Below are 21,481 nucleotides of genomic sequence, written 5' to 3'. Positions count from 1 at the left end.
ATGGTTGTGCTGAAGACCTCTAAGGAGCTTGCCAAAATGCGCAAGGCGGGCTCTATTACGGCACAGGCGCTGCAGGTGGGCGGCGCGGCGGTCAAACCGGGCGTTACGACCGGGGAAATTGACCGCATTATCAAGAGTTTTATTCTTTCCAAGGGAGCCAAACCCTCGTTTTTGGGGTATGGTGGTTTTCCAGGGAGCGCATGCATCTCGGTGAACGACGAGGTGATCCACGGCATCCCGGGCAAACGCGTGATCCAGGAGGGCGACATCGTGAGCATCGACGTGGGGGCCGTCATTGACGGCTACCAGGGGGATACCGCGGGAACCTTTGCCGCAGGGCGGATCAGCGATGAGGCCCAGAGGCTGATGGATGCGACGCGCGAAAGCCTGTTGGCCGCGATGGCGGTCATGCAGGTTGGCGCGCGGCTCGGGGACATCGGGCATGCGGTGCAGTCCTACGTGGAACCGCAGGGTTATGGCGTGGTGCGCGAATATGTGGGCCACGGCATCGGACGTGAAATGCATGAGGAACCGGAAGTCCCGAACTACGGGCGGCCGGGCCACGGCATCCGGCTGGTCGCGGGCATGGTTCTCGCGGTCGAGCCGATGATCACCCAGCATGGTCCGGCAGTGAAAACCCTCAGTGACGGATGGACGGTCGTGACCGTCGATCACGGGCTGGCAGCGCATTTCGAAAATACCATTGCAATTACCGCGGACGGTCCGGTAATCCTGACACAGCCTTAAGGGAGGTGCGGGATGCGGATCGAAGCGGGACAGGTGGTAAAGTCGATTGCGGGGCATGACGCGGATGGGTTTTACCTGGTGCTCGCGGTGGAAAAAGGGTATGTCCTGCTTGCCGACGGCAAGCGGCGGCCGCTTGAGAGACCCAAGCGCAAGAGCGTAAAACACATTCGGAAAACCAACACACGGCTGGATTTATCCGGCATCGAAACGAACAAAAAGCTGCGGGGGGCGCTTCGGGCGCTTACGCAGAAAGAGGGAGGTATTTTGCTTGTCTAAAGAAGATGTCATCGAAATTGAAGGCGTCGTCGTGGAAAGCTTGCCCAACGCGCAGTTTCGCGTTGAGCTGCCCAACGGACATCAGCTTTTGGCTCATATATCAGGGAAACTGCGGATGAACTTCATCCGTATTTTGCCGGGAGATAAGGTCACACTGGAGATGTCTCCATACGACCTGACCAAGGGACGCATCACCTGGCGTTCCAAATAAGCCAGACCAACCAGTCAAGGGAATCAAAGGAGGTAATTTCAGATGAAAGTAAGACCTTCCGTTAAGCCCATTTGCGAGAAGTGCAAGATCATCAAGCGCAAAGGCCGCATCATGGTCATTTGCCAAAACCCCAAGCACAAACAGCGTCAGGGCTAAGTGCAAACCGAATAATGGAGGTGCAACAAAAGTATGGCTCGTATAGCTGGCGTTGACCTGCCGAGAGATAAGCGGATCGAGATCGGTCTGACCTACATCTTCGGCATCGGTCGCAAAACCGCTCAGGAAATCCTCGCGTCCACCGGCGTGAACCCTGACATCCGTGTCAAGGACCTCACCGAGGACGACGTGTCCAAGCTGCGTGAATATATCGATCACAACGTCCATGTGGAAGGCGATCTCCGTCGTGAAGTCGCGCTCAACATCAAACGTCTGACCGAAATCGGCTGCTATCGCGGCATCCGTCACCGCAGAGGCCTGCCGGTACGCGGACAGCGGACCAAGACCAACGCGCGTACCAGAAAAGGTCCGAAGAAAACAATCGCCAACAAGAAGAAGTAATTAGGGAGGGATATAGACGATGGCAAAAGCTGTTGCCAAAAAGGCCACTCGCAGACGCCGTGAACGCAAGAATATCGAGCGCGGCGCCGCTCATATCCAGTCCACGTTTAACAACACGATCGTTACGATCACCGATACCCAGGGCAATGCGCTTTCTTGGGCTTCGGCCGGCGGGCTCGGCTTCCGTGGCTCCAGAAAGAGCACTCCGTTCGCCGCGCAGACCGCTGCCGAGACCGCTGCGAAAGCCGCCATGGAGCACGGGCTCAAAACGGTTGAGGTTTTCGTGAAGGGACCGGGTGCCGGACGTGAGGCTGCAATCCGCGCGCTGCAGGCCGCGGGGCTTGAAGTCAACATGATCAAGGACGTGACCCCCATCCCGCATAACGGATGCCGTCCGCCGAAACGTAGACGCGTATAACAGCCGTCCACTGCACGTATGTGCGTTAGAAGTGCCCATGTCTTACCGTGGGCATGCAAACCAATCAGGAGGTGCAATTAATGGCAAGATATACCGGTGCTGTATGCAGACTCTGCCGCAGAGAGAACAAGAAACTGTTCCTGAAGGGCGAGCGTTGCTACACCGACAAATGTGCCGTCACCCGCAGAGCTTCCGTTCCGGGGCAGCACGGCAAAGCGCGCGCAAGAAAACTTTCCGAGTATGGAATCCAGCTGCGCGCCAAACAGCAGGCCAGACGTTATTACGGCGTGCTCGAAAGCCAGTTCTTGAAGTATTTTGAGATGGCGGAGCGCAAAGCCGGCATGACGGGTGAAAACCTGCTGCGAATCTGCGAGTCGAGACTTGACAACGTGGTTTACCGCCTGGGCTTCGCTTCCTCGAGAAAAGAAGCGCGCCAGCTTGTGCGTCACAACCACTTCACGGTAAACGGCAAGAAAGCCAATATCCCGTCGATCCTGTGCAAAGCGGGCGATGTGATCGCGGTTTCTTCGAAGAGCGACAAGCTCAAAGGCGTGGTCGAAGCGATGGGCGCGCGTCCGGTGCCGAAGTGGCTCGAATGCAACAAGCAGAACATGACCGGCCGGATCGTGGAGCTTCCGAACCGTGAGGATATCGACCTTGACGTTGAGGAGCATCTGATCGTCGAGTTGTACAGCAAATAATCATGCTGCGTAGTGTGAAAACTCCGCTGGCAGCCTGGTTGGCTGTGGGTTTACAGGGAAACGAGAATGAAACGGCGGGACTGGTCCTGCCAGATAGGAGGGTCCAATATGGTTAAGATCATAGAGCCCAAGATAGAAACGGTCGAGCTCAAATCTGACGGTACCTACGGCAAATTTGTGGCGGAACCGCTGGACAGAGGCTTCGGTACGACGCTTGGCAATTCGCTGCGCCGCGTGCTGTTATCCTCTCTTCCTGGTGTTGCTGTCATCTCGGTGAAAATCGATGGCATCCAGCACGAATTCTCGACAATCCCGGGCGTAAAAGAAGACGTAACCGAAATTATCCTCAACATTAAGGGCCTTACCGCAAAGCTGTATTGCGATGAGCCCAAGACGGTACGGATTGATGCACAGGGCGAGTGCGAAGTGACTGCGGGCAGTATTGAGTGTGACTCCGAGGTGGAGATCCTGGATCCGAGCATGCATATTGCAACGCTGGATGCGGGCGCGAAGCTCAACATGGAGATCACCCTCAAAAAAGGGCAGGGCTATGTGTCCGCTGACCGCAACAAACACACCGAGCTCGAGAAAGCTCCGGTTGGCACCATCGCCGTGGACAGCATCTACACCCCCGTGCTCAAGGTCAATTATACCGTTGAGAATACCCGCGTGGAGCAGATAACCGACTATGATAAATTAACGCTTGAAGTCTGGACAGACGGCACGATCTCTGCAAAAGAGGCGGTCAGTCTGGCGGCCAAGATCCTCAATAGACAACTCAATCATTTCGTCGATCTTTCCGATGAAGTGAGTGCCACTGAGATTATGGATAAAAAAGAGGATACCGGCAAGGACAAACTCCTTGAGATGACCATTGAAGAGCTTGACTTATCTGTCCGCGCATTCAACTGTCTGAAGAGAGCCAGCGTCAATACGGTGGCCGACCTCATCAACAAATCTCCGGAAGAGATGATGAAGGTCCGCAACCTGGGCAAAAAGTCGCTGGAAGAGGTTATCTGGAAGTTACAGTCACTGGGATTTGACCTTTCCAAGGACGAAGAATAATCGAGGCGCGGCTGCGCCGAACGAAACACAGGTAAGGAGTGAAATTCGATGCCAGGAACCAGAAAACTCGGCAGAACTTCGAGCCACAGAATGGCAATGCTCAGAGCAATGGTCACTTTCCTGCTGGAAAACGGCAAGATCGAAACCACTGTCACGAGAGCGAAAGAAGTCCGTGCAATGGCCGAGAAGATGATTACGACGGCGAAAACGAACGACCTGCACTCCAAGCGTCAGGTGCTCTCTTTCATCACGAAAGAGGATGTTGCGAAGAAACTCTTTGACGAGATTGCCCCGAAATATAAGGAAACCAACGGCGGCTACACCAGAATCGTCAAGATCGGACCTCGCCGCGGCGACGCTGCAGAGATGGCAATCATTGAGCTTGTCTGATAATCAGATAAAAATAGAAAGGGCTCGCGTGAAAACGCGGGCCCTTTTTGCGCCCTTTGCGCGCCCGATTCAGCGCGTTTTGCCGCGCACGGGAATCAAGCGGCATTGCCGCTTGAGAATCACTGGCGCGTTCCGCCGCGCCCCACGGGCATACTTTCTCGCTTGTGCGAGAAAGTAGCCAAAGAGCACCCCAAAGGGGCTAGGGGCTCGCTTCCCGGCCTATGGGCCGGAGCGGACTTCGTCCGACGCTCGCTCAAAGGGGGCGACACGCCCCCTTTGGATCCCCCGTACGGTGTCGTCTGCGACGACCCGCCGCCAAAGGCGGCGGAATTTTCGCAAGGAGTGCCTGCGGCACAATAGCCCCTTAAGAAACCCGGCGGACGCCTTGCCAGGACTTGCGCCGCCTGCGCTCCCAACAAACGGTCAGCTCAGGACTGAACCTGGCGTTTCGCGCTCCCTGCATACTCCCCGCAATGGAGACGGCGAACTCAAGTCTGATAGCAGCCTTTAAATGCGCGGCCCGCAGGGCCGCGCATTTTTCAATCGGTTCGTCCGTTTTGCGCGCAGCGCATTTTCGCGCCGGGCGCGAAAATTTGTCCCGCGCGTCATTGCGAAGCGCGCGCGGCACACTACGTTTTCTCTCAGCAGATTGCGCGCGGTCTTTGCCGCAAAGCGGCAACAAAAGCGCGCGCAGGGGGCCGCGGGGTGTCCCCGCGCGTGTTCTTTTCCCCCTTTCTTGCACGAGTAAGAAAGGGGGCCGCCGGAGGCACGCGGAGGTTGCCTTTGCCGCCAAAGGTCGGCGATTACTCCGCAATAAAGTCCAGATTTGACTATTTTCCTGTTTTCAATCGTAAAAATGTTATTATAGAAGCCGAGGTGAAAAATATGCATGCACTGCTGTATCAACTTTTTAATGGTGAGATTCATCCATGTGAAGCGCCGTACCCGAAGGATGGCAAAATCAATCTTGCGTGGCGGGAATTTGACCGCGCGCAGGAAAGCCTGCGCGCCCAACTGAACCCGGCGCAGGCGACCCTGCTGGATGAACTGCTGCTTGAGCAGGTCGCGCTGAACGCCGCCATGGAGGAAACTTATTTTGTGCGCGGCCTGCGGTTTGGCGCGCAGTTTTGTGTGGAGCTGCTCTTCCCAGAGGTTTGCGGCGCAGCCGAATAAAGGTTTTTTAGGGGTCCGAGGGACTTTTTTGCAAAAAAGTCCCCCAGTGTTGGATGAAATTAATAAAGTTCCCCCAGCCGCCGGAGCTGTTCGCGCAGATCAGACATGTCGTCGCGCGGGGCCGCCCGGCGCGTTTGCTCGGCCTGCCAGGCGTCCCAACCGCCTTCGAACGTCTCAATTTTCCCATCCTGCACGAATAGCAGCCGCTCGGCGAGCTTTTCAATCAGCCGCTGATCGTGTGTGATGAGCAGCATGGTGCCCTGCCAGCAGACAAGTAGCTTTTCGAGTGCCTCGGCCGTGAAGAGGTCGATGTGGTTGGTCGGCTCGTCGAGGACGAGCAGGTTGCAGTCGGAGGCGAGCAGCCGCGCAAAGGAAACCTTGGCTCGTTCACCGCCTGAAAGAACTCCGGCGGGCTTATAGACGTCGTCCTTTGCGATCATCAGGTTTGCCAGGATGGTACGCACCTCGTGTTCCGGCAGGGAAGAGGTTTCCCGCACATTTTCCAGAACGGTTTTTTGGAGATCGAGTACCGTGTGATCCTGCGCGAAATAGCCTGCCTTTATCCCTTGTGCAAACTGGGCGCGATCTCTGTTGTGCAGCAGATATTCGATGACGGTTGTTTTGCCCGCGCCATTTGGCCCGAACATGACCGTGCGTTTGCCGGTTGTGATCGAAAAGGAAACGTCATCGAGTACCGTACGCTTACCGTAACGTATGGTGAGTCCTTCGATCCGGGCCGCATTTTTGGATGTGACCGGGCTGGCCGCGCCAAGCGCCATCCTGATTTCCGGCGGGTCGGAAGGCCGCTCCTTTTCTTCCAGGTGGCCGGCGCGGCTGAGCAGCACTGCCGCGCGGTGCGCGACCTGTCCCTGTGGGACCGTCCGCGAGCCTTTGTGCAGGCGCGCTTCACTGTTGCCCATCCGTTTGGGCGCTTTGCGCATGGTGCGGGCCTGTTCGCGCAGGACGGCTGCTTCGGCCTGCAGCCGCGTCTTTTCGCTGCGGTACCGTTCATATTCAAATTGTGCGAAGTCCCGTTCCCGCTGCTTTTGGACCGTCCAGTCGGTATAGTTTCCAGGGAAGACGCGAAGTCCGCCGTCCGCGATCTCCCAGATGGATGTGCAGAGACTGTCGAGCAGCGCCCGGTCATGGGAGATCAGCAGAATTGCGCCGGAGTAGTTTTCGAGCTTTTCCCGCAAGACGGAAATCCCGTCAAGATCCAGGTTGGTGGTGGGTTCGTCCGCGAAGAGCAGCGGAGCCTCCTGGCTGAACGCGGCCGCAATGGCCGCGCGGGTCCGCTCGCCGCCGCTCATACGCGGTGAATCCATCAGCGCGAGTTCCTTTTGCATCCGGCGGCCGCTCTCGCCTTCCGGCTCGCCCGACTGCCGGATCAGTGCGATCGGGCAGCGGCGTTCGATCAGGCCTTCGTCATATGGCTCCTCCCCATAGAGGATGCCGAGCAGGGTGGATTTGCCCGCGCCGTTTGCACCGACCAGTCCGATACGGTCGTGATCATGCACCTCAAGCCGGTCAATTGTGAACAGTGTGCGCCCCAAAAGTTTTTATCAGTTTTTGCGCTTTGAGTAACAACATAAAAATCCCTCCAGACAGTCCTGTCCGGAGGGATTTGTTTTCTGCATAAAGAAAACGGCGCGCGTAAAGATACGCCGCACAGCAATTGCAAAAACAAAAACTTCCACAGCCAGACAGAACAAACAATACCAAAGCCTCCGAAGAAGGCAGGTCAGAATAATTTGTTCGATTTGCGGCTGTCAGTTACGCATGTTTTGTGCAATTACCTCGTTCTTTCTCAAATTCGTATGGATTTTATCACAGTTTTATGGGAATGTCAAGCATTGCTTACTTTTTGCGGGCATATTTGAAGTATACGCCCGACAGGAACGGTGAAAATTCAATGCCGGAAACGTCCGGCCCCATCGCGTAGTAGGAAGTCTCGAAAAAAAGCGGAATGACCGGCGCATCGTAAAGCAGCATCTCCTCGGCCTGCGCGTAGACTTCGTAAGCTTCCTGCCCCGAAAGAGAAGCCGTTGCGGCGAGCAGCGTGTCAAAGTCCGCGTTTCCGTAGCCGGTGAGGTTTTGTGTGGATGCGGAGGAAAAGTCCGCGAGCACAGCCCCAGGCGAAGAATAGGAGGCTGAAAGCGGCAGGATGGCCGCCGAATAATTGCCCGAAGCCACCCGCGCGAGCAGCTCAGCTTCTGAAAGCTTGACAAGCCCGGTGTAGACCGCCAGGTTTTTCTGCCAGCCCTGCTGGACAAAGCCGGTGAGCAGCGGGAGGTTATAGGTATCCGGCACCAGGATTTCAGAAAGCGGGATCTTTTCGAGCCCCAGATCCTCCAGACCGGAGGCAAAATTCTGTTTGGCAAGATGCGGGCTGTAGAGCAGCTCGCTATTCTCCCCGGCAAAGGTGCGGAAGGATTCCCCAAGCAGAGAAACCGCGGGCGGCACCAGCATTTCGCTGACCCGAAGGTTTTCCGGCAGGTACTGGTCAAACAATTTGCGGTCGATGGCGTAAGCCAGCGCGCGGCGGATTTCCGCGTTTGCAAGCGCTTCGTCACGGCAGTTGAAGGCGAGCACCCACACAACATCTTCAAAGGATTCATAGGCCCCGTCCGCGCCGAGCACCGCCGGAAGGGCACCGTAATTGACTTTGCAGGCGTCAGTGGAATCGGCAAGGAAACGTCCGACCGGGTCTGCGGGCGCTTCAGGGGATCCCGGCTGGATATAGAGGTTTACGCCCCCTGCAATTACCGGGTCGGGCGAACTGTAAAAAGCATTCTGGCGCAGCGTGACGGCCGATTCGTTATCCCAGGAGGTCACGCCAAACGGACCGTTAAAAAGCAGGCTCTTCAGGTCAAGTCCATACCGGGCCTTTGTCGAGCGGAAGAAATCCTCGTTACAGGGCATTGCATAACTCGCGGCGAGCAGCTCCGGCAAAAGGCTGTCCTGCCGGATGAGGGTGATTTCGAGCGTATAATCGTCGGTCGCGCGCACGCCGAGCGAATCCATTGGCGCCGCGCCGCGCCGGATGAGCTCGGCGTTTTTGATGCTGGAAAAAGAGCCGGCAAACGGGCTGGGCGCGGTGGGATTGAACATCCGGGAAAGCGCGAAGACAAAATCGTGGGCGGTCACGGGCGTCCCATTGTAGGCTTCGCGAACCGCCCGCGGCAGCTTCGCATTGCCCCAGGCGGCGTCGCGGCGCAGGTGAAAGGTGTAGGTGAGCCCGTCCGCGGAAACCTCATAGCTTTCGGCAAGGCATGGCTCGATTTCCCCCGAAGGAAGCTGCCGGAAGAGCCCTTCGAAGGTGTTTTGTATGATCATGCGAGCGGTGGAATCGGTGGCGAACTGCGGGTCGAGATTGTGCACGCCCGATGGGATATCGTATTTGAAGATTTGGCCGGCGGTTTTGTCCCCGCAGCCGGAAAAAGCAAACAGGAACACTGCCGCAAGCAGCAAGGCAAGCAGTCGGTTTTTTGTCATATGCAGACACCTTCACATTTGATCTATAAGCAAGTTTAGCAGAAGCGCCGTGGGAATGCAACGCATCAAATGTGAATTCTTCACGCGCCAAAAGATCCCGGAAAGGCCGGTGTAATGCGGTGGGAGCGGTTTTTTGGAGAAAAATTCCACAATATATAGTGCATTCTACAAAAATAGCCCCCAAAAAATGTGCTTTTACGCATTGACAGAAAACTCGTTTTGCATTAAAATGATACTTGCGCAATGAATGCGCGACTAGATATTGTATAGTTTTTTGTTTTAAAATACAAAATATAGAGCTGAATGATTTTGACGGAGGGGACAAAATGATCAATACCATTGTGAAACGCGACGGGCGGTGCGTGCTTTTCGATATCGACAAGATTGCAAACGCAATCTTCAAAGCCGCGCAGGCGCTCGGCGGCAGCGATTATGAAATGGCGCAGAACCTGGCGCAGCAGGTGGCCGATTATCTGGAGAATACCTGCCACAATGAAACGCCTTCGGTTGAGGAGATCCAGGACGCGGTGGAGCATGTCCTGGTTGAGAGCGGGCACGCCCGTACGGCAAAGGAGTTCATCCTCTACCGCGCGCAGCGGACAAAAGTGCGTGATATGAACACCCGCCTCATGAAAACCTATGAGGACCTCACCTACAAATCCGCCAACGAGAACGACATCAAGCGCGAGAACGCCAACATCGACGGCGACACCGCGATGGGCACCATGCTCAAGTACGGTTCTGAGGGCGCCAAGCAGTTCTACCATATGTTTGTCCTGAACCCGGTGCACTCCAAGGCACATCTCGCGGGAGATATTCATATCCACGACCTCGACTTTCTGACGCTGACCACTACCTGCTGCCAGATCGATATCGAGAAGCTCTTTCAGCACGGTTTCTGCACAGGCCATGGCTTTTTGCGCGAGCCGAACGATATCGCCAGCTACGCCGCGCTTGCCTGCATCGCGATCCAGTCGAACCAGAACGACCAGCACGGCGGCCAGAGCATCCCGAATTTTGATTACGGCATGGCCGCGGGCGTGGCCAAGACCTACCGCAAGAGCTACCTGCGCAACATTGCAAAGGCGCTCAGTTTGTTCGCGGACCTCGAAAACGCCGATGAGCGCGCGAAGGAAATTGCCGCGCAGGTGAAAGAGGCGCAGGGCGTGGAGCCGGTGCTTGCGGACGACAACGGCTACCGCGGCTTTGAACTGCCGCTGCTCTGCGCGCTGGTGGATGAACAGACAGCACAGAAGATCCAGCGGTTTGCGCTCAGAGAGGCGTTCAAAGAGACAGACCGCGCTACCTACCAGGCAATGGAGGCGCTGGTCCACAATCTCAATACGATGCATTCCCGCGCCGGCGCGCAGATCCCGTTCTCCTCGATCAACTACGGCACCGACACCTCTCCAGAGGGACGCATGGTCACTGAAAAGGTGCTGCTTGCGACCGAGGCGGGGCTTGGAAACGGCGAAACCGCCATCTTCCCGATCCACATCTTCAAGGTGAAGGAAGGCATTAACTTTAACCCCGGCGAACCGAATTACGACCTCTTTAAGCTGGCCTGCCGGGTTTCCGCCAAACGGCTGTTCCCGAACTTCTCCTTCCTCGACGCGCCGTATAACCTGCAGTATTACCGGCCCGGCCGCCCGGAAACCGAAATTGCTTATATGGGATGCCGCACCCGCGTGATCGGCAACTACTACGATAAGACCCGTGAAATTGTCAACGGGCGCGGGAACCTCAGCTTCACCTCGGTGAACCTCCCGCGCATCGCGATCCGTTCGAAAGGCGACATCGACTTCTTCTTCGAAGAGCTCGACCGTAAGATTGATATTGTCATCGAGCAGCTGATGGAGCGCTACAAGATCCAGGCAAAAAAGAAGGTCCGTAACTACCCGTTCCTGATGGGACAGGGTATCTGGCTTGATTCGGACAAGCTCGGCCCGGACGACGAGGTGGGCGAGGTGCTCAAGCACGGCACCCTCTCGATGGGCTTCATCGGCCTGGCGGAGACGCTCAAGGCGCTGATTGGGCAGCACCACGGCGAAAGCGAATATGCCCAGAATCTGGGACTTGAGATTGTTGGTCATATGCGTAAACGCATGGATGAGGCGACCCGCGCCACCGGGTTCAATTATACCCTGCTCGCCACTCCGGCGGAAGGCCTTTCCGGACGTTTTGTGCGGATGGACCGCGAGCTCTATGGCTCGATCGAAGGGGTGACCGACCACGACTTTTACACCAACTCGTTCCACATCCCGGTCTACTTCAACATCTCCGCCAGCGAGAAGATCCGTCTGGAAGCGCCGTATCATGCGCTGACCAACGCGGGGCATATCTCCTACATCGAGCTGGACGGCGACCCGCTCAAGAACCTCGACGCGTTCGAACAGGTGGTCCGCTACATGAAGGAATGCGGCATCGGCTACGGGTCGATCAACCATCCGGTCGACCGCGACCCAGTCTGCGGTTACACCGGCATCATCGACGACGTCTGTCCGCGCTGTGGCCGCCATGAGGGCGAAGCGGTGAGCGTCGCGAAGCTCAAGGAGCTCGGCTGCTATGTCGGCGCCGGTCGGGATTTTCGCGGCTATGAAGGGTACGGCAAATAGCGGCCTGCCCGGAAAAAACGCGCGAATGCATCGCGCGGCATTTTCCGGAGCGCGCCAAAGGCGCGACGGCCGCTCGCAGGGGGTTGCATACCCCCTGCGGGACCCCCGCTGGGTGCCGTCTGCGACGGCCCGCCGCTTTCAGCGGCGGATTTGGGATAAGGTGTGCTTCGCACGAATTGAAATCCGAATCGCGGTGGGCGCGGAAAACGGACGGTCCATGGCGAATCCATTCTCTCCCGCCCGAACTTGATATCTAAGCGGTGCGGGGAGCAGATAACGCCGGCTTCAGCCTTGAGCTGACCGTTTGTTGGGGGCGTTTGTGGCGCAGGTTTTGGCAAGGCGTCCGCGGGGTTTCGGAAGGGGCGGCTAGCCCCTTGCGCGAACTTTTGGTACCTTTTCGTTCGTTCGAAAAGGTACCCGTGGTGCGCGGCGGAACGCGCAAAGACCCGTGGTGCGCGGCAGAACGCGCAAAGACCTGTGGTGCGCGGCGGAACGCGCAAAGACCCGTGGTGCGCGGCGGAACGCGCAAAAGACCCGTGGTGCGCGGCGGAACGCGCAAAGACCCGTGGTGCGCGGCGGAACGCGCAAAGACCTGTGGTGCGCGGCGGAACGCGCAAAGGCATGACACACAGATGATTTACGTATGAAATAACATACAGGAGGGAATTCATATGCAAAATACACAGACTGTACAGAATGAACCGGAGATGATCGGCGCGGGCGTCGGCTTTGAACGCATTCGGCGTATCACCGGTTACCTGGTGGGCACGCTCGACCGCTTCAATGATGCGAAACGCGCAGAGGAAAGCGAGCGGGTCAAGCACACTGTTGTCCGCGAAGTGAAGTTATGAGCACCCCGCTGCGAATTTCCGGTTGCATCTCCGATTCGATTGTGGATGGGCCGGGAATGCGCTATGTCGTGTTCGTACAGGGGTGCCCGCATCATTGTCCAGGCTGTCACAATCCCCAGACGCATGATTTTGACGGCGGCTATCTGGCTGACATGGATGAGATCGTGCGGCAGGTGAAAGCTGACCCGCTGATGAGCGGCGTGACCTTTTCCGGCGGAGAGCCGTTTTGCCAGGCCGCGGCGCTCTGTGAACTCGGTGAGCGGATCAAAGCGCTTGGAAAAAACCTGACAATTTACTCTGGGTATACTTTTGAACAATTATTGCAAAAATCGGAGCAGGAGCCGGATATTTTGCGGCTTTTGCAGCTCTGCGATCTGCTTGTGGACGGCCCCTATCTGGAAGCCGAACGCGACCTTTCGCTGCAGTTCCGAGGCAGCAGGAATCAACGCCTGATCAATTTAAAAGAAGCGCTCACCCATCGGTGAGCGCTTCTTTTTGTCTGGAATGCTTTATACCCGCAAGAGCAGGTCGGTGTAGGTGGGGATCGGCCAGCTTTCAAAGTCAAGGATGTGCTCGGCCGCATCACAGGCGGCGCGCAGGCTGTCCATACAGCCGCAGACGGTGTCGCGCATGAATACCGCGTGCTCGTGCAGGTCCTCGATCGATTGGCTGCGCGCGAACGCGTCGCGCAGAGCGTCCAGCTCACTGTCGATCTGGTCGATCAGCGCGGTGAGCGTTCCCAGCACCCGCACCGTCGATTCGCTGAGCGCACCGGCGGTACGCATCCGGTTGAGCGTTTCGGCCAGCTCGCCGGTATAGCGCACAACCGCCGGATAGACCTGGCGGCGCACCATTTCGATCATGGTGGCTGACTCGATGGCGAGGACTTTGCTGTAGTTTTCGAGTAGGATCTCCACACGGGAAAGGCACTCGGGCTCGGTAAAAACGCAGTGACGTTTGAAAAGGGCGATATTTTTCGGCGCGGTGAGGCAGTCGAACGCCTCAACCGAGGAATCCAGGACCGGCAGGCCGCGGCGTTTGGCTTCCTGCACCCAAGCTTCGGAATAGTTGTTACCGTTGAAAATAATCCTGCCGTGGCGGTTCATCACATCGGCAATGATCGCGCCGATTTCTTTGTCGCGGTCGGGAGCCTTTTCGAGCCGGTCGCAGAACTTCTGAAAGACGTCGGCCAGAGCGGTGTTGAGCACCACGTTGGTCAGCGCGATCGATTGGGAGGAACCGAGCATGCGGAATTCAAATTTATTGCCGGTAAAGGCAAAGGGAGAGGTGCGGTTGCGGTCGCTGTCATCCTTGACGAAGTCGGGCAAAGCGGCTACGCCGGTATGCAGCATCTGACGTTCGTTCTCGTGGGCGCTGTGGCCCTCAGCAGCGCTGACAAGCTCTTGGGTAAGGTTCTCGCCAAGGAAGACCGAAATGATGGCGGGAGGCGCCTCGCAGCCGCCCAGACGGTGGTCGTTCCCGGCGCAGGCGGCGGATGCGCGCAGAAGATCCGCATAATCGTCGACCGCTTCGAGGAAGGCGGCGAGCACCAGCAGGAACCGGCGGTTTTTGGCGGGATCCTTCGAGGGGGAAAGCAGATTCAGGCCGTCGTCGGTCGAAAGGGAATAGTTGTTGTGCTTTCCGGAGCCGTTGATGCCCGCGAACGGTTTTTCATGCAGCAGGCAGGCCAGACCCTTCTGTTTTGCGACCACCCGCAGCGTTTCCATTGTGAGCTGGTTGTGGTCGCAGGTGATGTTTGCCGATCCAAAAACCGAGGCCAGCTCATGCTGGGCGGGTGCGACTTCGTTATGCTTGGTCTTGCTCGGGATGCCGAGCGCCCAGAGTTCCTCGTCGACCGCTTTCATATAGTCCGCCACCCGCAGCCGGATGCGCCCACAGTAGTGGTCGTCAAGCTCCTGGCCCTTCGGCGGCTTCGCGCCGATCAGTGTGCGCCCGCAAATTTTGAGGTCAAGCCGTTTTTCGTAAAGGCCGCGGTCGATGAGGAAGTATTCCTGTTCCGCGCCGACCGTCGGCACCACGCACTTGGAGGTCGTATTGCCCAACAGCCGCAGCAGCCGCAGCGCCTGATCGTTCACCGCCTGCATCGAGCGCAGAAGCGGGGTCTTTTGATCGAGCGCTTCGCCGTTGTAGGCGCAGAAGGCGGTTGGTATGTAGAGGGTTCCGTCCTTGACAAAAGCGGGGGAAGTGGGGTCCCAGGTGGTGTAGCCGCGCGCCTCAAAGGTGGCGCGGAGCCCGCCGGAAGGGAACGAGGAGGCGTCCGGCTCCCCTTTGACCAGCGCCTTTGGGGAGAATTCCAGCACGATGTCGCCGTTGCCAGCCGGTTCGATGAAAGAATCGTGCTTGCCGGCGGTGATGTTGGTGAGCGGCTGGAACCAGTGGGCGTAATGGGTCGCGCCGAGCGAAATGGCCCAGTCTTTCATCCCTTCGGCCACCGCTTCCGCAATGGCCGGGTCAAGCGGCAGCCCGCCCTCCTGCGTGCGCTTAAGGCTCTCATAAACTTCACGGGACAGATATTTGCGCATGGCGGCGTCGCCGAATACTTTTGAACCGAACAGTGTCGTCAGATCCATAAATAACCTCCACTTCTTGTTTCAGGAACAGGTCATCGTCCCAAATGGGGATGCCTGGATTACAGCAGATGGATGCCGGAAGCCGCGCAGGCGTCGTGCATGTCGTCCGGCCAGACCGAAGCCTGCACTTCTCCGATATGCGCTTTCTGCAAAAGCGCCATGCAGATACGGCTCTGTCCAATGCCGCCGCCCATCGTGAGCGGCAGACGTCCCGCCAGCAGCATGCTGTGGAACGGCATTGCGGCGCGGTCGGTGCAGCCGGAGATTTCGAGCTGTTCGCGGAGCGTTTTTTCATCCACGCGGATCCCCATTGAGGAAAGTTCCAGCGCGCGTCCAAGCACCGGGTACCAGATGAGGATATCGCCGTTGAGCTGCCAGTCGTCGTAGTCGGGCGCGCGGCCGTCGTGGGGTTTTCCGGAACGGAGCGCGCCGCCGATCTGCGAGATGAAGACCGCGCCGTATTTTTGGGCGACCGCGTCCTCCCGCTGCTTGGGCGTGAGATCGGGATACAGATCCTCCAGCTCCTGGCTTGTGAAGAATTCCAGGTGGTCGGGCAGGTACCGCTCGAGCGCCGAGAATTCCTGCGCCAGAACCCCTTGGGTGGTACGCAGCGCGCACATGATGGCGTTCGCGGTGGATTGGAGGGTTTGCATATTCCGGTCGGCGCGGGTGATGACCTTTTCCCAGTCCCACTGGTCGACATAGATGGAATGCAGATTGTCGAGCTCCTCGTCGCGCCGGATGGCGTTCATATCGGTATAAAGGCCGGTTTCGGGGGCGAACCCGTAGCGGGCCAGCGCCATCCGCTTCCATTTTGCCAGCGAATGGACGATCTGCACATCCGCGCCGATGTCCAGCACATCGAACTGCACCGGCCGTTCCACTCCGTTGAGGTCGTCGTTAAGGCCGGTTTCCGGCCGCACAAAGAGCGGCGCGGAGACACGGGTCAAGGTGAGCATCTTGGCAAGTTCCCGTTCAAAGGTGTCCTTCGCAAGCTTGATCGCGATTTCCGTCTCCAGGATATCCAGCTTGGAAAAATAATTGGGGGGAAGAATCAGGTTTTTGACCGACATGGCTCCAGTTCCTTTCAAAATCCGCCGGCGGGCATGCCGGTCGGAAGCATTTCAATTCCAAATAAACCAATACTATATTTTAGCATCCCAATGGGCATCTTGCAAGAAAATTTCGTCGGGATAAATAAGGATTGACGAAAAAGCTAACACTTGTTACAATTATCGTGCTATAATAAGTACAACGCAAACAGTTCCCGCCATTTGAGCCCCGCCTTCGCGGGGGCACTGCCAAAGACGGCGGGAGAAGCTGTGAAGGCGGCTTTTGACATGCGGTAGCAGCCTCGGAAAATAAGGAAAGGCAGGTGGACGCAATGCAGATGCAGCGGACGGTCTGGCTGGCGCTCAGTTACAACCTCCCAATCAACCCCTCCAAGGTGCGGGTATACGTCTGGCGCAAACTGAAGGAATTTGGCGCGGAATACTTTAAGCAGGGCGTCGCAATTCTGCCCAACACCGCGCAGGGCATGCAGCAGTTCACCGCCCTTGCGCAGAAAATCCGTGAGCTCGGCGGCGAGGCGAGTATTGTGGAGCTGCGGTTCACCGATTCTTCGGACGAAGCGCAGATGACCGCGCGCTTTAAAAAACAGATTGAGGATGAATATAGGGAACTGCTTTCCGACTGTGCCAACGCTTTGCGGGAGATTCGCAAGCCCGAAAACCCAATTTCCCAGCAGGAGAGCGAGCGCATCAAGCAGATGATCAAACGCTACCGGAAAACCCGGTCGCGCGACTACTTCAAAACGGGCGGCGCGGCCGGCGAAATAGAAGACGGCATCAACGAGATCATCGACAGTGTTCGTTCGGTCGCCGCGGATTTTGGCAAACAGCTTCGCCAGCTGATGGAAACTTAAATGAAAAGACGAGGGGCCCCGGTGTTTATGCCGGGGCCCCTTTCAGTTCGATGCAAACCAGTTCGGGCGGGTTACAGACGCGCGGCAGAATCCAATAATGGGAAACGCCGCGTCCCACAATGCGGATCTGTCCGCTGGGAACGTCCTCGTAGCAACCTCCCGCATATTTTGGAAAGAAGCCCTGATTCGGGGCGTAAAGCCCGTTGAGGATACCGGGAATGCGGACCTGTCCTCCATGCGCATGCCCTGAGAGGGTAAGATCAAACGGTAATTGCGCGTAAAGAGTGGCCTGTTCCGGCCGGTGGGAAAGCAGCAGCCGAAAATGCCCGTCGGTTTCGAGCGGCGTGAAGGCTCTCCTGGCATTGTCCGCCCAGGCCTGCAAACTTGGCGCGCCGTCAGGGTCTGCAAGCCCTGCCATCAGGATTTCACCGCCGCCTTGTACCGGCAGCGTTACCCAATCGTTTTCGAGGACGGTCACCCCATGCGCTTTCAACCGGGAAAGAATTTCCGGCATCCGCTTTGACCAGATTTCATGATTGCCCGTGACATAGTAGAGCGGCGCGAGTCCCGCAATTTCGGAGAGAAACGCGTCGGCGCCATCGAAGGCGCGCCAGTCGTCATAGATATCCCCACAAAGCAATATCACATCCGGTTCGGCGCTTTCGAGCAATGCGGCAAGTCTTTCGCGCCGCGTTTCGGATGGCTCGGCGTGCAGATCGGTAACCAGCGCGGCACGCAGGCAGCTGCCCGTCGGAAGTTTTTGGGTGGTGACGCGGTAATGCCGGACAGTATAGCCGCTGTAAAATGCAATCGCAAGGATAACCAGCAGCAGGCCAAGCGCCGGGACCCAAATCCTTTTTGAAAGGCCTTTCTGTTTCATGTGAGCAGCTCCCCGATGATGGTGTTGGAAAGCAGGAATCCTTCCGGTGTGAGCCGAATCCCTGCCTCATCGCGCGTAAGGAACCTGGAGGGAATCCGGCGCGCGCGTTCGCACAGCGCGGTCAGATCATAATCCGGATAATGCTTGGAAAGTGTGGAAAAACGCACCCCATCGGCGAGCCGCAGCCTAAGCATTAGAAACTCCTCGGCGTCGCCGCCCGACCCGTCGTCAACCAGCAGGCCAAACGGATTTTCTGCCGCGAGAAACCCCGTGAGATCGCGCGGGAAATAGAACCGCCGGCCATTCACAAAGGAATGCGCGGATGGCCCGACCCCAAGATATTCCTCACAGCGCCAGTACTTGAGATTGTGACGCGCGGTCCGGCCATCCCGCGCGAAGTTGCTGATTTCATATTGCTCATATTCATATGCGGCAAGCGTCTCAACCGCGTGCCGGTAATAATCGGCCTGCCCATCGCCATCTGGACATTCCAGCTCAATATGGCGCGCCGCGAACGGCGTGCCATCCTCCACCTTGAGCAGATAAGCGGACAGATGTTCCGCGCCGAGTTCGGATGCAAACCGCACCGCCTCGTCAATATCCGCGAGAGTCTGCCCAGGCGTCGCGAGCATCAGATCGAACGAAAGATGCTCGAACCCGGCCCTTCGCGCCGCCTGTGCCGCCTGTGCCACATCGGACGCGGTATGCGGCCGTCCCAGCAGCCGAAGCTGACGGTCGCTGACGCTCTGCATCCCGATCGAGAGCCGGCTGATCCCAGCCCGCCGCATCAAAACAAGTTCGGGGGCAAGCGCCGAATGCGGGTTGCATTCCACTGTGATTTCCGCATCCGGTGCAACTGTGAATGCGGAAAAAACCGCCTCCATCATCCGCGCGAGCCGTTTCCCGCCCAGCGCCGAAGGGGTGCCGCCGCCAAAATAGACCGTCTCCAGCTCCCGCACGCCGAACGGCTGCGTTTTGAGCATGTGGATCACCCGTGCGGTGTAGGCATCCATCAGCGTCTGGTCCGCCTTCACCGAATAGAAATCGCAGTAGGGACATTTGCGCTCACAGAATGGTACGTGAATGTATAGACCCTTGCAGGACATGAAATCACCTTCTTCCAATTGTACGCTCCTGCGTGTTTCGCCGCGCACCACGAGCGACTTTTCGGGCGAACGAAAAGTCACCAAAAGTTCGCGCAAGGGGACTAGCCGTCCCCTTGCGAAACCCCGGCAGATGCCTTGCCACGATCTGCCTCGCAGCCGCTCCCAACAGGACGGTCAGCTCAGGACTGAACGCTGCGTTTCACGCTCCCTGCGGATAGTGCGGGTAGTGTATTCGGCTGAAAGTGCGGTTTGAGATGCCTGTGGATGCCCCCGGCCCGGTGGGGAGTCCGATCGAACGCCAGTCTTTGCCACTTGGGCGGGTACTGCCGGCCTGCGTTTGATTTAAAGAACGCGCGGCCCGCAGGGCCGCGCGTTTCTGCCATCCGTTTATGGGGAGTATGATACGTTGCCATCAGCCCCGAACGCGCGGAGTCGCAGAACAGACCCGCCGTGGTGTCAGTCGTTGGAATCGAGCTTGAGTACAGCGGTGAACGCCTCGGGCGGAACCGAAACGGTACCGAGCTGACGCATCTTCTTTTTGCCTTCCTTCTGCTTTTCAAGCAGCTTTTTTTTGCGGGTGATATCGCCGCCGTAACATTTGGCAAGCACGTCTTTGCGCAGAGCCTTGACCGTTTCCCGCGCGATGACCTTGCCGCCGATCGCGGCCTGGATCGGCACTTCAAACATTTGGCGCGGGATATTTTCCTTCAGATTTTCACAGAGCTTGCGCGCGCGCGGATAGGCTTTATCCGCGTGTGCGATGAAGGAGAGCGCGTCGACGATCTCCCCGTTTAAGAGGATGTCAAGTTTGACCAGCTTTGAATCACGATAGCCGCAGAACTCATAGTCGAAGGACGCGTAACCCTTAGTGCGGGATTTGAGCGCGTCAAAGAAATCATAGACAATTTCGTTGAGCGGCAGTTCGTAATGCAGCTCAACCCGGTCGGCATCCAGATATTTGGTGTCAAAATAAACGCCGCGGCGGCTTTGGCAGAGTTCCATGATATTGCCGATATAGGCGGTTGGAGTAAAAATATTCGCTTTTACAAACGGTTCCTCGGCCGCAGCGATCAGTGCCGGGTCGGGATACTCGGTCGGATTGTCGATCCATTTTTCCTCGCCGCCGGTCATCGTGAGCTTGTAGATAACGCTCGGCAGAGTGGTGATGATGTCGAGGTTGAATTCCCGCTCGAGCCGCTCCTGGATGATCTCCATGTGCAGCAACCCAAGAAAACCGCAGCGGAAGCCGAACCCGAGCGCGGCGGAAGTTTCCGGCTCAAAGGAGAGGGAAGCGTCGTTTAGCTGCAGCTTTTCAAGCGCGTCGCGCAGATCAGGATATTTTGCACCGTCAAGCGGATAGATGCCGGAAAAGACCATCGGCTGAACCTTGCGGTAGCCGGGCAGCGGTTCGGGCGCGGGATTTTCCGCGTCGGTGATCGTGTCGCCCACCGCGGTATCCCGCACGGTCTTGATGGAGGCCGCGATATATCCGACCTGCCCCGCGAAGAGCTCGTCCCGCGTGACCAGGCTGGTGGCTGCCATGACGCCGCATTCCACAACATTGAACTGCGCGCCGGTTGCCATCATTTTGATGGTCATGCCGGGTTTCACCACTCCGTCCATGACGCGCACATAGGCGATAACGCCTTTGTAGCTGTCGTAGTAGCTGTCAAAGATGAGCGCGCGCAGCGGTGCCTGTTCATCGCCTTTGGGAGCGGGGATGTCGGTGACGATCCGTTCGAGCACCGCGTGGATGTTTTCGCCGGTTTTGGCCGAAATGCGCGGCGCGTCGAGGCAGGGGATGCCGATGACGTCTTCGACCTCCTGCGCGACCCGGTCGGGCTCGGCGGCTGGCAGGTCGATCTTGTTGATGACCGGCGTGACTTCGAGGTCATGTTCGATCGCGAGATAGGTGTTTGCAAGGGTCTGCGCCTCGATCCCCTGCGACGCGTCCACGATGAGCACCGCGCCTTCACAGGCCGCGAGCGAACGGGAAACCTCATAATTGAAGTCGACATGTCCGGGGGTGTCGATCAGGTTGAAGTTATAGTCCTTCCCGTTGTCCGCGTGGTAGGTGAGCGAAACGGCCCGCGCCTTAATTGTGATGCCGCGCTCCCGCTCCAGCTCCATATTGTCGAGGATCTGTTCCTCCATATCGCGCTTGCTGACCGCGTCGGTCAGTTCCAGGATACGGTCGGCCAAGGTGCTTTTGCCGTGATCGATATGCGCGATGATACAAAAATTCCGGATATTTTCTCTTCTGTCGGACATAGGTTACCTGCCGTTTCCGCCCGCTCGGGAAGCTGTGGAAAGGCGCGTCCCGCCGGGCATTTCATCATATTTATCCAATACTGCATTATAGCACAGGGACGGGCCAATATGCAACAGGAAGGCGTCCCGGTTTCTGACACAAAGCGTCTGTCATTTTACCAGATGGCCTTGTGGAGATGAGGCTGATATGTTACAATGAAATCGAACAT

At 57.5% G+C, this 21,481-nt stretch carries 20 protein-coding genes and 1 pseudogene; 14 read left to right on the top strand and 7 right to left on the bottom strand.

Going from position 1 to position 21,481, the window contains the following annotated elements:
* From map to BN4275_RS05755, 10 genes are all read left to right on the top strand, one after another.
* Complete coding sequence (gene map, locus BN4275_RS05805; protein WP_066455334.1) at nucleotides 1-747, top strand: type I methionyl aminopeptidase; 747 nt, start codon at nucleotides 1-3, stop codon at nucleotides 745-747.
* Between the two features lie 12 nt (nucleotides 748-759).
* Complete coding sequence (locus BN4275_RS05800; RefSeq protein WP_066455333.1) at nucleotides 760-1,023, top strand: KOW domain-containing RNA-binding protein; 264 nt, start codon at nucleotides 760-762, stop codon at nucleotides 1,021-1,023.
* Nucleotides 1,016-1,234, top strand: coding sequence for a translation initiation factor IF-1 (infA, locus tag BN4275_RS05795; protein WP_066455331.1), 219 nt, complete (start codon nucleotides 1,016-1,018; stop codon nucleotides 1,232-1,234). Before BN4275_RS05800 ends, infA begins: the two co-directional genes overlap by 8 nt.
* A gap of 42 nt (nucleotides 1,235-1,276) precedes the next feature.
* Nucleotides 1,277-1,390 carry a 50S ribosomal protein L36 gene (gene rpmJ, locus BN4275_RS05790; protein WP_066455330.1) on the top strand — a complete coding sequence of 38 codons (114 nt, stop codon included), beginning with the start codon at nucleotides 1,277-1,279 and terminating at the stop codon, nucleotides 1,388-1,390.
* A gap of 33 nt (nucleotides 1,391-1,423) precedes the next feature.
* Nucleotides 1,424-1,792, top strand: a complete 369-nt coding sequence (gene rpsM, locus BN4275_RS05785) for a 30S ribosomal protein S13 (RefSeq protein WP_066455329.1) — start codon at nucleotides 1,424-1,426, stop codon at nucleotides 1,790-1,792.
* Nucleotides 1,793-1,811: 19 nt separating this feature from the next.
* Nucleotides 1,812-2,210, top strand: a complete 399-nt coding sequence (gene rpsK / locus BN4275_RS05780) for a 30S ribosomal protein S11 (RefSeq protein ID WP_066455328.1) — start codon at nucleotides 1,812-1,814, stop codon at nucleotides 2,208-2,210.
* A gap of 80 nt (nucleotides 2,211-2,290) precedes the next feature.
* The gene (gene rpsD / locus BN4275_RS05775; RefSeq protein WP_066455325.1) at nucleotides 2,291-2,911 is read left to right on the top strand and encodes a 30S ribosomal protein S4; all 621 of its coding nucleotides are present in this window, start codon (nucleotides 2,291-2,293) and stop codon (nucleotides 2,909-2,911) included.
* 108 nt (nucleotides 2,912-3,019) lie between these two features.
* A complete protein-coding gene (locus tag BN4275_RS05770) occupies nucleotides 3,020-3,976 on the top strand; it encodes a DNA-directed RNA polymerase subunit alpha (RefSeq protein WP_066455320.1) in 957 nt (318 codons plus the stop codon).
* Between the two features lie 48 nt (nucleotides 3,977-4,024).
* Nucleotides 4,025-4,366, top strand: coding sequence for a 50S ribosomal protein L17 (gene rplQ, locus BN4275_RS05765; protein WP_066455313.1), 342 nt, complete (start codon nucleotides 4,025-4,027; stop codon nucleotides 4,364-4,366).
* Nucleotides 4,367-5,251: 885 nt separating this feature from the next.
* Nucleotides 5,252-5,539 carry a DUF6809 family protein gene (locus BN4275_RS05755; RefSeq protein WP_154018842.1) on the top strand — a complete coding sequence of 96 codons (288 nt, stop codon included), beginning with the start codon at nucleotides 5,252-5,254 and terminating at the stop codon, nucleotides 5,537-5,539.
* A gap of 59 nt (nucleotides 5,540-5,598) precedes the next feature.
* Here the strand turns inward: BN4275_RS05755 and abc-f are convergent, their stop codons facing one another.
* Both abc-f and BN4275_RS05745 read right to left on the bottom strand, forming a co-directional pair.
* Nucleotides 5,599-7,092: a ribosomal protection-like ABC-F family protein gene (abc-f, locus tag BN4275_RS05750; protein WP_066455307.1), complete on the bottom strand. Its 1,494-nt coding sequence runs from the start codon at nucleotides 7,090-7,092 to the stop codon at nucleotides 5,599-5,601.
* Nucleotides 7,093-7,396: 304 nt separating this feature from the next.
* Entirely contained in the window at nucleotides 7,397-9,034 is a 1,638-nt protein-coding gene (locus BN4275_RS05745; protein WP_066455302.1) for a peptide ABC transporter substrate-binding protein, read from the bottom strand.
* A 326-nt stretch (nucleotides 9,035-9,360) separates the two neighbouring features.
* On the opposite strand from BN4275_RS05745, the gene BN4275_RS05740 reads away from it, so the two are divergent.
* The 3 genes and pseudogenes from BN4275_RS05740 (at nucleotide 9,361) to nrdG (ending at nucleotide 12,985) form a co-directional block, all read left to right on the top strand.
* Complete coding sequence (locus BN4275_RS05740) at nucleotides 9,361-11,649, top strand: anaerobic ribonucleoside triphosphate reductase (RefSeq protein ID WP_066455299.1); 2,289 nt, start codon at nucleotides 9,361-9,363, stop codon at nucleotides 11,647-11,649.
* Between the two features lie 719 nt (nucleotides 11,650-12,368).
* A pseudogene (gene nrdD / locus BN4275_RS05730) lies at nucleotides 12,369-12,500 on the top strand (anaerobic ribonucleoside-triphosphate reductase); the annotation flags it as partial.
* Nucleotides 12,497-12,985 (top strand): anaerobic ribonucleoside-triphosphate reductase activating protein, encoded by a 489-nt coding sequence (gene nrdG, locus BN4275_RS05725; protein WP_066455280.1) that lies wholly within the window; start codon nucleotides 12,497-12,499, stop codon nucleotides 12,983-12,985. The pseudogene nrdD and the gene nrdG, both read left to right, overlap by 4 nt.
* Before the next feature lie 24 nt (nucleotides 12,986-13,009).
* On the opposite strand, the gene BN4275_RS05720 is transcribed toward nrdG, so the two are convergent.
* Nucleotides 13,010-15,091, bottom strand: coding sequence for a glutamine synthetase III family protein (locus BN4275_RS05720; protein ID WP_066455277.1), 2,082 nt, complete (start codon nucleotides 15,089-15,091; stop codon nucleotides 13,010-13,012).
* A 59-nt stretch (nucleotides 15,092-15,150) separates the two neighbouring features.
* Nucleotides 15,151-16,164 (bottom strand): aspartate--ammonia ligase, encoded by a 1,014-nt coding sequence (asnA, locus tag BN4275_RS05715; protein ID WP_066455275.1) that lies wholly within the window; start codon nucleotides 16,162-16,164, stop codon nucleotides 15,151-15,153.
* 311 nt (nucleotides 16,165-16,475) lie between these two features.
* Between asnA and BN4275_RS05710 the strand changes: the two genes are divergently transcribed.
* Nucleotides 16,476-17,015, top strand: a complete 540-nt coding sequence (locus tag BN4275_RS05710) for a Chromate resistance protein ChrB (protein WP_066455272.1) — start codon at nucleotides 16,476-16,478, stop codon at nucleotides 17,013-17,015.
* A gap of 25 nt (nucleotides 17,016-17,040) precedes the next feature.
* Here BN4275_RS05710 and BN4275_RS05705 read toward each other — a convergent pair whose 3' ends face one another.
* The 3 genes from BN4275_RS05705 to lepA form a co-directional block, all read right to left on the bottom strand.
* Nucleotides 17,041-17,895, bottom strand: coding sequence for a metallophosphoesterase (locus BN4275_RS05705; RefSeq protein ID WP_066455270.1), 855 nt, complete (start codon nucleotides 17,893-17,895; stop codon nucleotides 17,041-17,043).
* Complete coding sequence (gene hemW, locus BN4275_RS05700) at nucleotides 17,892-19,097, bottom strand: radical SAM family heme chaperone HemW (protein WP_154018841.1); 1,206 nt, start codon at nucleotides 19,095-19,097, stop codon at nucleotides 17,892-17,894. The genes BN4275_RS05705 and hemW overlap by 4 nt, the downstream gene beginning before the upstream one ends.
* A gap of 360 nt (nucleotides 19,098-19,457) precedes the next feature.
* The gene (gene lepA, locus BN4275_RS05695; RefSeq protein WP_066455268.1) at nucleotides 19,458-21,272 is read right to left on the bottom strand and encodes a translation elongation factor 4; all 1,815 of its coding nucleotides are present in this window, start codon (nucleotides 21,270-21,272) and stop codon (nucleotides 19,458-19,460) included.
* Between the last annotated feature and the right edge of the window lie 209 nt (nucleotides 21,273-21,481).

Origin of the sequence: Anaerotruncus rubiinfantis (assembly GCF_900078395.1) — a bacterium.
GTDB lineage: Bacteria > Bacillota > Clostridia > Oscillospirales > Ruminococcaceae > Anaerotruncus > Anaerotruncus rubiinfantis.
This window is presented reverse-complemented; position numbering and strand designations above follow the sequence as displayed.

Coding starts and splice junctions, on each gene's coding strand:
- map (WP_066455334.1), top strand. CDS start 1: ATGGTTGTGCTGAAGACCTCTAAGGAGCTTGCCAAAATGCGCAAGGCG.
- BN4275_RS05800 (WP_066455333.1), top strand. CDS start 760: ATGCGGATCGAAGCGGGACAGGTGGTAAAGTCGATTGCGGGGCATGAC.
- rpmJ (WP_066455330.1), top strand. CDS start 1,277: ATGAAAGTAAGACCTTCCGTTAAGCCCATTTGCGAGAAGTGCAAGATC.
- rpsM (WP_066455329.1), top strand. CDS start 1,424: ATGGCTCGTATAGCTGGCGTTGACCTGCCGAGAGATAAGCGGATCGAG.
- rpsK (WP_066455328.1), top strand. CDS start 1,812: ATGGCAAAAGCTGTTGCCAAAAAGGCCACTCGCAGACGCCGTGAACGC.
- rpsD (WP_066455325.1), top strand. CDS start 2,291: ATGGCAAGATATACCGGTGCTGTATGCAGACTCTGCCGCAGAGAGAAC.
- BN4275_RS05770 (WP_066455320.1), top strand. CDS start 3,020: ATGGTTAAGATCATAGAGCCCAAGATAGAAACGGTCGAGCTCAAATCT.
- rplQ (WP_066455313.1), top strand. CDS start 4,025: ATGCCAGGAACCAGAAAACTCGGCAGAACTTCGAGCCACAGAATGGCA.
- BN4275_RS05755 (WP_154018842.1), top strand. CDS start 5,252: ATGCATGCACTGCTGTATCAACTTTTTAATGGTGAGATTCATCCATGT.
- BN4275_RS05745 (WP_066455302.1), bottom strand. CDS start 9,034: ATGACAAAAAACCGACTGCTTGCCTTGCTGCTTGCGGCAGTGTTCCTG.
- BN4275_RS05740 (WP_066455299.1), top strand. CDS start 9,361: ATGATCAATACCATTGTGAAACGCGACGGGCGGTGCGTGCTTTTCGAT.
- nrdG (WP_066455280.1), top strand. CDS start 12,497: ATGAGCACCCCGCTGCGAATTTCCGGTTGCATCTCCGATTCGATTGTG.
- BN4275_RS05720 (WP_066455277.1), bottom strand. CDS start 15,091: ATGGATCTGACGACACTGTTCGGTTCAAAAGTATTCGGCGACGCCGCC.
- asnA (WP_066455275.1), bottom strand. CDS start 16,164: ATGTCGGTCAAAAACCTGATTCTTCCCCCCAATTATTTTTCCAAGCTG.
- BN4275_RS05710 (WP_066455272.1), top strand. CDS start 16,476: ATGCAGATGCAGCGGACGGTCTGGCTGGCGCTCAGTTACAACCTCCCA.
- BN4275_RS05705 (WP_066455270.1), bottom strand. CDS start 17,895: ATGAAACAGAAAGGCCTTTCAAAAAGGATTTGGGTCCCGGCGCTTGGC.
- lepA (WP_066455268.1), bottom strand. CDS start 21,272: ATGTCCGACAGAAGAGAAAATATCCGGAATTTTTGTATCATCGCGCAT.